The 14,299-nt window shown below is 63.2% G+C and carries 13 protein-coding genes; 8 read left to right on the top strand and 5 right to left on the bottom strand.

The window, feature by feature from the left end; genetic code table 11:
* The 6 genes from NS365_RS24425 to NS365_RS05535 all read left to right on the top strand — a co-directional run bounded on the left by NS365_RS24425 (position 1) and on the right by NS365_RS05535 (position 3,854).
* A complete protein-coding gene (locus tag NS365_RS24425) occupies positions 1 to 255 on the top strand; it encodes a hypothetical protein (protein WP_058599286.1) in 255 nt (84 codons plus the stop codon).
* Positions 252 to 1,472, top strand: a complete 1,221-nt coding sequence (locus NS365_RS05515; RefSeq protein ID WP_058599287.1) for a phage portal protein — start codon at positions 252 to 254, stop codon at positions 1,470 to 1,472. Before NS365_RS24425 ends, NS365_RS05515 begins: the two co-directional genes overlap by 4 nt.
* 30 nt (positions 1,473 to 1,502) lie before the next feature.
* Complete coding sequence (locus NS365_RS05520; RefSeq protein ID WP_058599288.1) at positions 1,503 to 1,802, top strand: hypothetical protein; 300 nt, start codon at positions 1,503 to 1,505, stop codon at positions 1,800 to 1,802.
* Between the two features lie 106 nt (positions 1,803 to 1,908).
* Entirely contained in the window at positions 1,909 to 2,595 is a 687-nt protein-coding gene (locus NS365_RS05525) for a hypothetical protein (RefSeq protein WP_058599289.1), read from the top strand.
* A gap of 116 nt (positions 2,596 to 2,711) precedes the next feature.
* Positions 2,712 to 3,239 carry a hypothetical protein gene (locus NS365_RS05530; RefSeq protein WP_058599290.1) on the top strand — a complete coding sequence of 176 codons (528 nt, stop codon included), beginning with the start codon at positions 2,712 to 2,714 and terminating at the stop codon, positions 3,237 to 3,239.
* Between the two features lie 51 nt (positions 3,240 to 3,290).
* A complete protein-coding gene (locus NS365_RS05535) occupies positions 3,291 to 3,854 on the top strand; it encodes a hypothetical protein (protein WP_058599291.1) in 564 nt (187 codons plus the stop codon).
* 73 nt (positions 3,855 to 3,927) lie between these two features.
* Here the strand turns inward: NS365_RS05535 and NS365_RS05540 are convergent, their stop codons facing one another.
* The 3 genes from NS365_RS05540 to NS365_RS05550 form a co-directional block, all read right to left on the bottom strand.
* Entirely contained in the window at positions 3,928 to 5,619 is a 1,692-nt protein-coding gene (locus tag NS365_RS05540) for a CHAT domain-containing protein (RefSeq protein ID WP_058599292.1), read from the bottom strand.
* Positions 5,619 to 6,536, bottom strand: a complete 918-nt coding sequence (locus NS365_RS05545) for an HTH domain-containing protein (RefSeq protein ID WP_082684443.1) — start codon at positions 6,534 to 6,536, stop codon at positions 5,619 to 5,621. Before NS365_RS05545 ends, NS365_RS05540 begins: the two co-directional genes overlap by 1 nt.
* Before the next feature lie 95 nt (positions 6,537 to 6,631).
* The gene (locus NS365_RS05550; RefSeq protein WP_193753397.1) at positions 6,632 to 7,147 is read right to left on the bottom strand and encodes a hypothetical protein; all 516 of its coding nucleotides are present in this window, start codon (positions 7,145 to 7,147) and stop codon (positions 6,632 to 6,634) included.
* 84 nt (positions 7,148 to 7,231) lie between these two features.
* On the opposite strand from NS365_RS05550, the gene NS365_RS05555 reads away from it, so the two are divergent.
* Complete coding sequence (locus NS365_RS05555) at positions 7,232 to 9,883, top strand: hypothetical protein (RefSeq protein WP_058599295.1); 2,652 nt, start codon at positions 7,232 to 7,234, stop codon at positions 9,881 to 9,883.
* Positions 9,880 to 10,299 (top strand): hypothetical protein, encoded by a 420-nt coding sequence (locus NS365_RS05560; RefSeq protein WP_058599296.1) that lies wholly within the window; start codon positions 9,880 to 9,882, stop codon positions 10,297 to 10,299. Before NS365_RS05555 ends, NS365_RS05560 begins: the two co-directional genes overlap by 4 nt.
* Here the strand turns inward: NS365_RS05560 and NS365_RS05565 are convergent.
* Positions 10,296 to 10,655, bottom strand: coding sequence for a hypothetical protein (locus NS365_RS05565; RefSeq protein ID WP_058599297.1), 360 nt, complete (start codon positions 10,653 to 10,655; stop codon positions 10,296 to 10,298). The two genes, NS365_RS05560 and NS365_RS05565, sit on opposite strands and share 4 nt — an antisense overlap.
* Before the next feature lie 70 nt (positions 10,656 to 10,725).
* Positions 10,726 to 13,863 (bottom strand): bifunctional DNA primase/polymerase, encoded by a 3,138-nt coding sequence (locus tag NS365_RS05570; protein ID WP_058599298.1) that lies wholly within the window; start codon positions 13,861 to 13,863, stop codon positions 10,726 to 10,728.
* Positions 13,864 to 14,299 lie beyond the last annotated feature (436 nt).

Consider the following 14,299-nt stretch of genomic DNA (forward strand, 5'->3'; position numbering starts at 1 on the left):
GTGAAATTCGATCTGTTCCGGTCCCTGTCGGACGCCGAGCTGGACGCTGCGATCAAGGCGTTGGTCACCCAGATCACGTCCGGCGCCACGACGATCACGTCACCCGATGCCGGCAGCGTCGGATACATGACGACGAGGGAGGCGGAACGCCTGGTCGAGAAGATGGAGCGCAGTCGCTGTTCCCGCCTCGGCATCCCGTTCGATTCCGGGCGTCGCATCAGATACACCAAGGTTTACGTGAGGCAGGGCCTGTGACCAAGCGCACCACGACGCCGGCCGCACCGGCCGTCCGCAAGACCCGTCGCGCACCCGAGAGCAAGGCGACCGGTCGGCGCGCCGCCGTGTCCCGTACCGGCCCCCTTGCCGGCCTGGACGTCGCCGCCCGGCACCCTCTCCTGCCACGACTCCACGCGCCGTCGCCGACGCTGTCTGTCCGTCAGCACGCGTACGAGCGCCTCCTGTCCGGCCACCTCTACGAGCAGGAGCCGCTGGTTACGCGCCTCGTGAACTCAGCTTGCGAACTCTACATCGGCAGAGGACCGGTGCCGGTGTCACGGTTCGCGGACCTCGACGACCTCTGGTGCGCGGTCTCGGAGAACTTCGACAACATCGACGATAGGTCCTTCGGCGCCATGCTGCGTCAGGCCGGCCACCGCACACTGATGGTCGCAGGCGAGTTCTTCGTGCGTCGCCGCGACCGCACGGATTCACCTGAGGCCGACTTCCTCGAGGTGCCGATCGAGTGGGAGGTTCACGGTCCGCAGTACGTGCCGCTTGACTTCACCCAGGTCGAGGGCGGCCTGCGCTGGACATCGGGCATCGCGACTTACAGGTCGAAGGCTATCCGGTACAAGTTCTGGTCCGAGGACCCCTACGACCCGTCCCTGTCGACGCGCCTGCTCGACCTCGACCGGTCCGAAATCTACCATGTCGCCGATCCCTCCCTGGGGTCGAGGCGCGGTCGACCGATTCTGGCGCCGGCCCTGCTCAGGGCGATCAAAATGACCACCCTGGAGGACAGCGAGCTTCGCAGGAAGCAGGTTGCCAGTCTCATGTCCGTTTTCGCGGTCCGGCCTGCCGAGGCGTCCGACGACGAGTCGATGCTGCCCACCGACGAGGAGGTCGACGAGATGCTCGACGCCGTGGCGCTGACGCCCGGTGGCGTCTTCCAGCTACCCTACGGCTTCGACATCAAGACGTTCGAACCGAAGGACGAAGGGGCGAACTTCGAGCGCGCTCTCCGGTGGCAGGTGATGATGATCGCAATGGCGGTCGGCATTCCGTTGAACGAGGTACTCGGTGACGAGGGCGTCGAGCGGTGGGGCCGCATGATGTCCCAGCGCGTCCAGCGCCAGGCCGATCTCGTGCACGAAATGTACGAGAAGCGCCTTCTGAACCGCATGTGGCGCGACTTCATCGACGCAGCAATGGCGGCCGGTCTCTGGGAGCCGCCCGCCGACCTGAAGCCGTGAAAACTCTACGCCTGCGACTGGCAGTGGCCCGTGATCCCGGCCGCCAGGTTGGACCAAGAGCTGAATGCGCGGATGGGCGCCGTCGATCGCGGTATCATTCCGCAGGGCCATGTCACTCGGGCGCTGTTTGGAATGAAGCCGGACGTGGCTGCTCGCGCCGGTGCCCGAGACCAGGCCCGCTTGCAGAGCCTGGGCTTCCAGGCAGGACAGGCCGTGTGGAAGCCGGACACCGAGGTCGCAGCCCGTATCCAGGCCACGGTCGATGCCGAGGAAACGGCCGAGCGGGACCTTGTGGACAAGGCTCTCCTCGAGGACTCGGTCTTGGACTGACGAGAGACAAATTAGAAACGAATGATTTCTAACGTCGTCGGTATTGATTTTTTCTGGGCGGTCTGCCATTTGTCTTCCCGTCCAATCACAGTCGACAGGAGACGAAATGACAAACGTTTTTGCAACACCCGCGAAGATTCAGACCGGCAAGCGGCTATTCGACATCGGGATCGAGTACTTGGAGAGTGAGGGCTACGAGATCACTCGCGTTCCGAAGGCAGGCAAGAAGAGCCTGCGTCGCGTCGCGAAGAATGGTCGCGAGTTCAACGTGGCCGTCAGAACGTCCCAGGACCAGTGGTTCGCATTCCCACGCGGCGACGACGGTAGCTGGCTCGGAATGGACGACGTCGACGTCGAGCGCGTCATCGTCGTCGCGCTCAACACGAGGGAGGAAGGCAAGGAACAGATCGGTCTGGTCCACGACTTCCCCGCGTCCGAGGTCCGTGATCGCCTGAACCGCAACTACGCGGCACGTCTGGCGTCGAACCCCGACCTCGATATCTCCCACGGGAACTGGATCTCGCTTTACGGTGTCGAGGCGAAGGAGCCGATCTCGCTGGTCGGCGCGGGCATCGGTCTCAAGCACAAGCCGGTGGCGCGCATCCCGCTACTCGGCACCAGTGCGGAAACCGAGCTGGACGACGAGGACTACCTTGAGGCCGACGAGTCCGGCGAGAACGAGACGGTCGAGGCGTCCGCGGACGAGGGTCTGACGATCCCCGAGGCGAAGCGTCGTCTGGCGATCACTCTCGGTGTCGATCCGTCCGCGATCAAGATCTCGATCGAGGCGTGACAGAAAGCGCATCGTGAGGATACGGCACCACATAAAACGACACGATCCCACTTGTCGCAGGATCGTGAACGCTTTATAACCTCATTCGCTGGCTCAAACAGCGAAGGAGAGACATCATGTCGAATGAAGTCATCACGATCTCACGTACTGACCTCATGGCTGCGCTTGCGTTCGTACCGCAGGCGCAGCGTGGGGAGTTTGCCCTGACCCTTCTCGGGCTTCAAGAGCCCAAGATCGGGACCACGACGGTGTTCGGTTCGTACCCGCTCACCGTCGATCAGGCCCGACTTCTCAAGTCGAAGCTCGACGACAAGACCAACCTGCTGATCCGCCGTATGCTGATTCAGGAGAAGGACGGTCGGGCCGAGGTTCGCTGGCCCGAACTGAAGAAGATACTGGGCGAAGATACCCTCAAGGGTCCGTTCGCCCGTGGTCGCCTGGGCGGGCTGCATCGGTCGCTTGCGAAGATGGAAGGTGTGCCCTCCAATTCCAAGCTCATGCTAATGGGCGAGTCCTGGGTCGAGAACCCCTCGGTTCCGGACGACTATCTTGATGGCGTCCTGTACATCGACGGTCCCGCCGTCGATGCCCTTAAGGTGGCGTACGATGTCCCGGACTGGGACAACGAACACGGCCACGGCTGACGAAACCGATCGGGAGGGGCGACCCTCCCGATTATCGTTCCGCTACAATCCATGACGATCAACGGTGCCGGAATGCCAGGCTACTCGGAAAAAGCTCAACCCTACCTCGATGCAATCGGCGCCGCAGTCCTGTCGTCCGCCGAAGTCCGTGACTGGATCCTGACCGGCATACCCGGCGCCATTCCGTACCTGGGTTCGACGCCCGTAGCCGACGAACAGCGGGCGAAGCGCGGCGCCACCAAGCAGCCCTTCTGGGCCAACTACTGGTGCGGACGGGACAGCCGATGCACGTGCCGGATCGAGGGAAGCAAGGCTCTCGAGTCGGACGCGATCTTCTTTCTCAGGAACACAGAGGGACGGACGCTTGGCCTCCATGTGGAGTTCAAACACCCTCGCGAGACGTTCGGGTACGGCCAGCCGGAAGGGTATCCGCTCCGGGCGGCCTGCTTTGCGAAGACGTGGGCGGGCAGGAAGACGATGCTGCCGCACGAGGATTGGGCCACGGTCATATTCTGTGGCGCCGAAGCCGTTTCCGATCCGCGCATTGGCTCGTTCCAGCGGATCATCACGCACGCAGAGGCCCGTCAACGGATACGTGATTACCCAGTAGTCTGATGCACCAACAATTGGAGAACGCTGCAGAATCCCATGCTGAAACAAAGGTCGGACGTATCGATCGCTACTGCTGCTAGGCTCGCATTCGAAGTCGGTACTTTGCCGCCTCGCCTTTCCTATCCATCAGATCAAGTTCGTTCCGAGCTAGATCGAAAGCCTGCTGGTACGTCACACCGTAGGCGAGCGCCCTGTAGAAGCCTCTCGTGAACATGGCCGCAGCATCGTCGTCGATCGAGTCATCGCAGCCGATCACGGCATCCACGTGAGCGTCCATCTCACCCGCCATCGAGTCGGAGTAGCAGGCGTTCAAGACCACGCACTTCACCCCTCCCACCAGACCGATCAGGTTCGCCAAGGTGCTGGCAGGGATGTCGTATGAGTTTCCGTCCCTGTCCTCGAAGACGAGAAGACCGGTGTCGCCATGACCACTAAAATGGACGACCTCCGGCCGGTTGTTCAGCATCTCGGATTGAAGCTGATCGGCTCGGACCGCCCACGCGTGCTCGACATCAACCTTGACCTTCGGATCCCGGACGGTCGCGATCTGCGTTTTCAGATCGTTCGCCTCCCGACCGATGTTCAACGGATCCTGGTCCAAGGGGCTCGCGGCCAGAAACAGAACCTTCATGACGTGAACCTTTCTGGTGAGATCTCGGGCCTGACGGAACATTGTATCGAGGCTGCCGGTGTTCCCGAACATGTCGATCATGCCCAGTTGCACGTCACGGTCCCGCAGCCGTCCATATAGGGCCGTCCGCTCCGCGCTCACCAGAAGGCGATCGAGAAGAGCCGGATTGGCCGCGACGATTTCGAGCACCTTCTCGCCGTAGGGTGCGAAGGCATCGGAGAACTTGGCGAAATGCACGGCGATCAGTCCTTTGACGCCGTCGTCGGAATCGAGGTCGTACCAGTCGAGGGTGAGGTCCTGAATGCCGTCGTAGAATGTCCGCGACACGCCCTTCGCGAGGCCCATGCGCGCCTCGACCTCCGACGCGTACGTCCCCCGGTAGACGAGGTCGTGTCGAAGGGTCTTGTCGCCGATGCGCTCCGCACCGAGCTGATAGAGCTTGGCCTGGACGTTGACCGGTTGCTTCTCGATCTCGTCGAATCGCATGCCCAGGTCGTCCAGCGAGAGACGACGGTTCTCCATGACGGACCAGACGCTGTACTGACGAACGATCCTGTCGTCGTACTGACAGAGTTGCCGGACGATGGCCCCGTTCGTGTGGCGCGGGTGCAGAAGGTTCTGAATGTCCCGGTTCAGGCCGACTAGGAGGAGCGCGAGTTTCAGAACCTCCGCATCCGACTTGTCGATGTCGATGACGAGATCCTTCATCTCGATCCTTCGAGGATCGGTCGTCTGCATGGAGGCGAGGATCCGGATGGCCGGATCGATGCTGGGCAGGTCCGCGACCATGTCCAAGGCACCGTTGTAGACCTTCGAGAGCGCGGCGACTGCTGCGCCTACGATCTCGGGTTCGTCCTCGAACCGCCTGATGGCGTTGCTCAGGTAAAGTCCGCTTCCTTGCCTGGTGCCCAGTCGCGCAAGCGCATTGAGCCCCCAACGGACGACCTTCTTGTCCGTTTCACCCAGCAGGAAGCCGCAGATCAGCCGCTCGAAGGCGTGGGCGGCCTCGGCGTTGAGAACGTCACCCTTTCGGTAGAGTCCCGTGAGATCCTGCAGAGCCACCTTCTTCCTGAAGGCCGATCCGTTCTCGATCTCGAACTTGAGTAGGGCCGTCTGCCCATCCGATATGGTGGGCACTAGAACCTTTCATCAGCTTCACAGAATGCGTCGAGAGTGGCCTTGGTCCACGGCTCGAAGTCATCGATGTCGTTATGGGTCCTCAGATCTAGCCAGCGCGGATCGTTCAGAGACAATCGGCGTGTCGTCGGCTCGAACCATGCGGGACAGGTCCAGTCCATCAGGACGAGCAGAACATCCCTACGATCGTCCTCGTGCACCACCACGGACCCGCGAGGCACAGGGTCCGGTATCTCCCCTCCATGCATCGCAACTGCGGAGATATCCAGATCGGACATAAGTGCGTTCAGCGAGTTCTCACGCGTTCCGAAGTCGCCGTTCGAGAAGAGCGTGCAGTCGTAGAAGCTCACGACGCCGGGGAACCCGATCGTTCGCTTGTTCATGAACGTGTCCTGATCGGTCCGATACCGACCCGTACGATACGACAGAACCTCGGTACCCCGGCGAACGACGGAGAAGGTCCACACGACGAGGCGGTCTCCGGCCTCCTTTCGCGACTCAAGATAGTGGATCGCCTTGCAATCCTCCGCTTCTTGCAGAAGCCCATGCCAGTCATGCAAGAGAGCGCTGTCGCAATGGGCGATGAAATCTCTGTCGATGCCGAGGAAGGGGGCGACGTGGAGATCGCGGATGCGCCGTCGCGCCTCGAACTTCTCCTTGAACTTCGCGGGGATCGTAGGATCGGCGACGAGTTCGTTCAGGAAGAAGACGCCTGGTTCGGTCCGAAAGAATGCCGAATACGAGCTGTAGAGCACATCCTCACTGAGGCGGGCCTGCAGCGTCTTGACCTGCGTCCGCCCGTAGAGCCTCTTCGGCACGATTCCGGCGGCGTATGCAGAATCCAGGATGCCGGACGGCGTCATCGGACGCCGAGCAGCACGGAGCACCTGTTGGGCTATTTCGAGATACGAATCCATCAGTCCAGGTTGCACATCGGGATTGCCCGAAGTTAGACGCCAATTTCGCGCTCAGCAAGCGCCCTGCGGTCGCAGCACAACCGCTCGGAGAGCGGTCACAAGTCCCCTTCCGGATAGAACGAACCGCCGAACCCGATCATGCCGCGTCCCTTCTGCAGCTTGGCGTTCGCACAGGCGCCCGTAACGATCGGCATTAGGCTCCCGTCGGCGTTCCCGGAGATCGCGAATTCGACGCCCTTCGTCTTCCCCACGAGCGCATCGAACTCGTCGCCGCTCGCAAACTCGCCGACGCCGACCTTGAGCATGGCGGTGTGTTCGCAGAGACGTCGGCCACCGGGCTTCGTCTCGTCCGCCCAAGCTTCCAGCTTCCACGCGTCACGGCCCTTGCGCTCGATCGACAGGAAGCACGTGACGGTCGGAAGGCACTGCTGCGAGTAGGTCCCATCGGCCGGGACATCGACCTTCCCGGCCAGGGCCGGCGTGGCGGCGAGAATGGCGACGGCGGCTGCGGTGAGCATGCGGATCATGTCGGTCTCCATGTTGACGTGAGACCAGTCCAGCACCCCGCGTCCTAACGCCTTGCTGGCCCGATTCCTAAGATTGCTGGTCACTCCGAAAAATCTTCAGGACCTCCCTGACGCGGTTCCGGTCCCCTTTGAGACGATGCCCTTCGAAACAGATCGAGGGCACCCGTCGTGGGCAAGGTCATCAGCATCGAGAAGGCGCGTGGAGGTGCTCGGTTCAAGCCGATGGCCACCCGTGGTCTGCGTGCTGCCGCGACCCCACCGACGAGTTTCGACCCGAAGGCGCGAACGTTCACGTTCGTCCTCGCGACCGAGCGCCCCTGCCGGACCTACCGCTGGGCGGGCTGGGACGTCGTCGAGGTCGACGAGGTCCTGCCGATGTCTGGTCTCGTCGAGATCGAGCGCCTGGTCGGTTCGCCGATTCTTAACTCGCACTCTTCCTGGAACCTGCGTGACGTCATCGGCGTGATCACATCCGCGAAGGTCGAAGGCGACAAGCTCGTCTGCACCGGACAGCTTTCCGAGCGGTCCGACGTCGCCGACATCGCCCGTGACATCGGGGCCGGTGTCCTGACGTCCATGAGCGTCGGCTTCTCCATCCTCGAGGATGGCATCGCCTTCGTCCGTCTGGCTCGGGGCCTCCCTGTTCGGGGTCCTACGCTGGCCGGTAGCTTCCACGTCCGACGGCCGGCCGCTGCTGCGCGTGTCGACCGACGAGTTCGGTGCGCAGGTCCGCGAGTACCGACCCGTCATTCAGACGGTGGTCGTCGGGTGGACCGTGTCGGGGGGCTCCGGGGACCGCGACGCCGGGTGGACGCTGAATTTGGAGGAGGTCTGATGACCCTGTGGATCGATGAACGTGGGCTACCCTTCAACGCCGCGACATCGTGTGTCGAGGCGAACGCCTACGTCTACGGCTTCAAGATGTCGGTATCGGAAGGCCAGGCGACCGAGTTCGAGTACGAGGCTCCGAACCGCGGGCTCAGTGCCGTCCTGACTAACGCCTTCGAGCGCCTTGTTCACGTCGCCTGGTCTCCGACCGGCCTCGCCTCGGACGCCATCCACCTTGCGATGGGCTACATCGTCGAGTCGCCCGGCGACCTGCTTGCCGAGACGACGACCATTCGTGTGCGTTGCGCACCGATCGACCTCGACGCGGCGATCCTCGCGTGGGCGATGGTCAATCTCGTCAATCGTCCGAACACCGATCTGAGGTTCTCGGAAGATCCCGAGAGCGTCGACACGTACATCATCGGACGCTGCGTCGATTATCATGTCCATCCGACGACGCATGCCGTTTCGGTGTCGGACACCCTGACTGGCGACAGGGTCGTCGACCTGACCGCCGAGCTTGTCGAAGAGGCCGGCATCACTTGGTCGGCCGGTTCATTCGGTGAGCCGCAGAAAGTCCTCTCCCTGGAATTCGAATGCCAGTGGACGCAGGAGGCCAAAGGCGTCGTCGACATCGCGTCCATGATCTCACCGTTTGCAACAATGGACAGCGACCCAGGCTCCATCCTGCAGTCGCCCGTCACGGTGCGCGACGTCGACGGGATCGATATCGTCTCCGGGGGGATTCGCGCTTCGATCGAACACTGGCGTGAGGTTGAATTCCGACTCGCCGGATTCGAGGCCGTCTACGAGACAGAAGTGCTTAGCGAGAAGCTCGTCGACAGCGAAGAGGCCGCAGTCGGGACCGGCAATGGCGGGACGGCCTTCAGGTACAGGTTCAAGACGAAGCCATCCTGGGAAACTCTATCTCTCGATACCTTCCGAGACGAAACCGGAACCATCCCGCCGGGAACGATTCCTGACAACGAGAACGTGAGCATCAATGACTCCGAGATCCGCCGATCCACGTCGGCGACCGTGGCTTACGAGGCGAGCCGCGTCCGCGTCATCGACTACATGGTGTCATGGGATTTGTCCCAGGCTAGGTCCGAGAAACTCGTCATCCAGATGGCATTCCCTGTTCCGTCCTCCCCCCGTGAGAAGCCGGAGGTGCTGACCGCCTCACTGCGCGACGACTACCTCGAGCCGCCTGCCCCGTCGTACGACTACACCGTCGCGTACAAGGCGGGCGACGTCGTGACGTCCGGCGCCAGGCGGTACCGAGCGACAAAGGACATCGAGCCCGGCAAACCGGCACTGCTCCTGTCGAACGGGTGGGCTCGGTATGCGGAGAGCGAGGAGCGCATGTCCGTCGTCCGGTCCGCCCAGGCGATCGAGTTCCAGCAGCACCTGCTATGCCGTCTCCTCCGTGAAGGTCGTCGGAGGCTCCGCTCGGTCAACCTTCAGATCGAGGTGCCGTTCTCCGTCGGCGTCGGTTTGTCGACACGCGACTCCGTAAGGATCGTCGTTCCCTGGACTGAGGCCGAAGACAAGGCCATCGTAGGGAAGGTCATCGGCATCGAGATGTCGATGGACGGAGATGGCAAGGCGACCTGCAGCCTGACCTTGGGCGTCTGCATGTACGGCTCGACGAGTGGCCGTCCAGGCGACCTCGACGACCTCTACGCTCCACCGATCCCCCCGATCGATCCGGAAAGCACCGGCGACTTCGCTCTCGACAAGCGGGTCCGGGCGCTCCGGGCTGGCAACCCGAGAGCCATCGTGAAGTCGGCGCAGGTCCAGAACACCGACACAGCCCAGGTCGCCGAGATGGCCACGCTCGCTGGCCTCGGCGCGGATCCTGCCCTCGCATCGGTCCGTCTGCCGACCAGGCTCGTCATCGATTTCGAACCGCTCGGCGAAGAGGACGAGATCCACACCGACTACATGATCCAGTCGACGCTACTGGACGCACCCAGGGGGTACGCATGACGACGGCAGAGCAGGACAGACAGTTCCGACGGGCGATCCAGAAGACGCTTCGGGACCAGAAGGAGGCCAAGGTCGGTCAGCGCCGGCAGGCCCGACTGAGGGCAGCCCGTCTGCGCGAGATCGAGGACCTCGATGCAAAGGCAACGAACGGTGGGAATGCCGCCAAGGCCCTCTGGATCAGCTTCGAGGCGTCACCGGTCCTGTCCGACACATGGGGCGGGAAGGTCGTCCGGCACCGTCTGAGGTCTATCGAGTACGTCACGGATGACGACGGATCCGGCGATCCGATCGAGCCGCCCGACGGCATGCAGAGCTTTTCCGCCGACGAACTCGGGAAGAACAGCCGTTATCCCGGTCGCATCGGACTGAACAAGAAGAGGGAGTTCGAAACGGTCGACGAGGACGAGACGACCTAGTTGACCATCCTCTTTAGTTCGGTGACCTCTCGCTGAAGCCACTGGACGTCGTGCTGCACATCCTCATGCCATCGAACGTCGTGCTGACTCGCTTCGTTAGTGGCTGCTTCGAGTGACGCCAGCTTCTCGCGCACCTCGGTCACGTCGTCCTCGACCTTATTGAACCGCTCTACGATCGCGGTCCGGGTGACGAGGTTCGCGCTGCTCTCGCTGGCATACATGAACAGCGTCAGGACCGCCGTCGTCGCGTACCAGGGAATCTGAATGATCAGCAGGTACCGGGCTGCGATATCCAACGCGATGGCGATGGCCAGCGTCCTCACCATGATTGAGAGAACCTCGGTCCCGTTCAGCATCACCCACCCGCCCTGCTTGATTCCAAGGCGACCATGACGCCTTTCGCTGGTGCTTGGTGTCAACGGGTTGTCAGGCGACGACCCTGAGCTTCGGCTTCTGGACCGCCCTCGCCTTCGGACTCGGCGTCGCCTCGAGCACCGTCTTCGGCGTCACAACGAGATCGACAACGGTCCCAGCCGGCACGTGATCGCCGACGAGGTAGAGCGCCATCGGCTCCTGTCGGTGCACCTGCCTCCCGCGGGCGGCATTCTGGATCAGGTCCTCGTCCCTTAGTTGGGCGAGCATCCGGGTGTGCCACACGCCCTTCGTTCCCGGCCCTTCGGCCTGGGCGTCACTCCCGTCCCGCATCGGCCAAAAGTGCTCCGAGCGGACCCACTGAATCGTACCGTCACGGCCGACCAGCGCGGGTTCGGGATCGGCGTCGTCGTAACTGAGAGCGGCGGCGAGGTCGTCGAGCGCGTCGGGCGATGGAAGGAGATTCCCGATGATGACGATCGCCTCCGAGGACTCGTACGCGTTCAGTCCCTTGAGCGCGCCGTGGTGGCCGAACCGGATCCGGTCCGGCCACTGCATCATGCCGCGGAGCGCGTCTTCGGCCACACCGCGCACCACGACGAGGATCTCACCAAGGTGCTGCTGCGCTATCCGCGTGACCAGTCCTGCGGCCTCTTCGAGCAGGGGCGACCGGCCGGTCCGCTCCATCTCGTCGACCGCCTTGCGCAGGGCCGTCCCCGACATGCCGTTGTGGCGCACGAGTGTGAGGTGCTGTCTCAATGGAGCGGTGACGTGGATCGTCTTGATCGGCGTCCCGAGGATTTTCTCGTTGATGTGCAGGTCGGCCGAGCCGTCCAGGAGGATCCACGGTACACTGCGGAAGTTGAGGTCGTTCCTCCATGAGAGGTGGACGGTGTCGCCGGACAGACGGATCCGAGCTTCGTGCGACGGGACGACGATGGACGGAACGTCACGTGCGGCGACGATCATGCGTCTCCTCTCGTCGACGATCCTCCAGAACCGAGCCTCCTCACGCCCGTATGCGTCGTCCGCGGACAGGATGTGATCGAGGCTCTTGATCGTGGATTTCGGATTGACGCGGGCCGCACGGCTGTCACCTCGAGCCACGGTCGCGATCGCGCCGACGAGCAACTCCTCGCCGTGCGGGTGATCGGCGAACGCCGGGGCGATGTCGTCGCCGGCCTTCAGGCGGCGGTATGCGATCGCCACTGCATCGTCCCGGTTCGCCCGGTGGATCTCGCCGAAGTGGCCACGGGCGCGCTCGGCAGCGCTCACCGGCGGAATGCCACGCTGCCGGATCAGGGTCTCGAGGGGCATCGTTGCGGAGTCGAGGACGACACTATGAAAGCTCTCGTCGACGATGACGATCTGAGCGGCCTCGATCAGACGCTTGTCGACGGGCATGCTGAGAAGCGCGTGGGGCGCCAGGATCAGGTCGCAGGTCTCCAGGTCCTCGTACTGCGAGAAGGCGGGGCACTCGACGAAGTGCGGGCACTGCTCGGTGCGCTGACCGGCGGCCGACGCCACGACGGCTTTGCAGACACGGCCGGGTGAGACCCCTTTTGCTTCGAGCCGCTCGACGACCGGGTTCTTGCAGACCGACGACCGGCCTCTGATCTGACGAACGACGAGCCCGGCCCGACGGGCGTCCTCGGCGATCTCGTTGAGGTTGCGATGCTGAGGGGCGAGCATGACGGCGCGGAGCGGCGCTCCGACGTCCGACCGGAGCCCGGCCAGCGTCTCGACGATCCGCGTGGTCTTTCCGGTAGCCGGAAGGCCGCGAAGGCAGGATACCGGGGCCGGACCGTCCTCCTCGCGATACCCGAAGGCGTCGAGCAGCAGGGTCTCGATCGCGTTCTTGGTCTCTGCGGTCACGCGAGCCGAGGTCGGCCGGACGTCTCCGGGGATCTCACGAGCCTCGATCAAGCGCTCGCGCTGTCCGCCACGGCGGGAGTAGTCCTCGTGGGTGATGGGCGGCACCGTGATCGAGACGCCGGGGGTGCGATGCGTCGGGACACCGTCCGGGGCAAGCCATGTACCGAGTGACAGGATCGGAAACGGGGCGGCGTAGCTGTCGGTGACCCTCGGCTTGCGGGCTGCCGGCGACGGCATCAGATGGACGTCGGCCGTCCTGGTCTGGCCGCCGGACGCCTTAGAGTACGCCCCTGCGTTCCGGATGACGGGTACGGCGGCGCTGCCCAGCGCCTCGGAGATACGTCCGACCTTGTCGGCGATCTGGTACCGGATGCTCTCGTCCGTCGAGAAACGCGCAACCTGTCGACCGCTGATCGAAGGCGCATGCGTCACGGCCTTCTCGCAAAAGACCCTGTACGTCATCTCGCGCAGTCCGGCGCGTCCGTCTTCGGTCGAGGCGGCATGAGGGTTGGCCCGGACGATCAGCGTGGCGATCCGGAACATGAAACGCTCGCGCCCGTCGGTCACGCGCCCGCGGGAGTCTAGGACGTAACCCGCCGTTGAGATGTGCGGGACCCTGATGTCGTCGCGCATCTCGAAGCGGACGGGCTCCTGGTTCCGGCCCATCTTCCGATCGAAGTCGCGGATGCCGATCTTCTCGTGCACGGCAGCCAGGAAGGCATCGACCTGCTCGACGGTGACGACCGGGACCGACCACGTCGAGGTGGTGAATGGTTCGTACCTGGCGTCCTCCCACGTGTACGGCTTTCCGCTCGCAGCATGCTCTCCATACGCCATGAGCAGCCGGCCGTTCCCGAGGATCGAGAAGCAGTCCGCGGCCTCGTGTGCGAGGGTGAAGTCCTTGGTGATCAGGTCGTCGGGATGGGCGAACCGGAAGATGGATGCGAAGCGGGTATTGTGACCCGACATCCGGGTGAAAGGCGTCGTGGGTAGATGATCGGCCATGGCGGATCGGATGACCTCACGCCCTTCGACGCTGTCGGTGTCACAGTCGATTGCGAAGGTGTTCCCGGAGGGCTCTCCCAGGAGCATCGCCGTCGCCTCGACGTGACGGCTCATGTCCGAGAACTCACGGGCCCAGCTTTCGATCTGATCGAGATTGGGACCGACGCCAGTCCGAACGTACGCCTTCCACGCCTTCATTGGGACGCGGTCGGCCCTCGACGGGATCATGGCCCAGCCGTGCACCGTGGCGACGGGCGCGACGGTCCGGAAGGCGTCGTGGATGCTCCCGCGAGGGCGGTATTGTGGCGTCATGGGGATCGCTTTTCGTGTCATGCGTCGGGCGATCTGACGCCGCCTCGACCCCTACTATGATGCCACGAAATCTTCTCTCGTCTATGGGTTAGACAGTAAAAATCATTTCCCCACATCCTGGGGCGAACTTCCCCCACATTTTCGGACCCTCGTGGGGGAAGTCTTTTGGTAGATTGTACGACTTAGACAACATCGAAAACCCAACGTTATGGGTTCTTGCTGTTCCGTCGGACTGGCCCCGGATCGACCCGATCTGCGCGCGGACGGTCCGTGGCCGTTAACTTTCCGTTAACGGGTCCCGTTATGCCGATGTTGTCGAACGTTTTTTGGCGTTCACCCCCTTCCCCGCAGCCGATTCTCATGTCCAGCTAATTCCGATGCAGGGCGGCGGGGGCTTCCCAGCGAATACATGACGAGTCTGATGCGTTGCTTCGGA

It is taken from the genome of Aureimonas ureilytica (assembly GCF_001475935.1).
Classification (GTDB): domain Bacteria; phylum Pseudomonadota; class Alphaproteobacteria; order Rhizobiales; family Rhizobiaceae; genus Aureimonas; species Aureimonas ureilytica_A.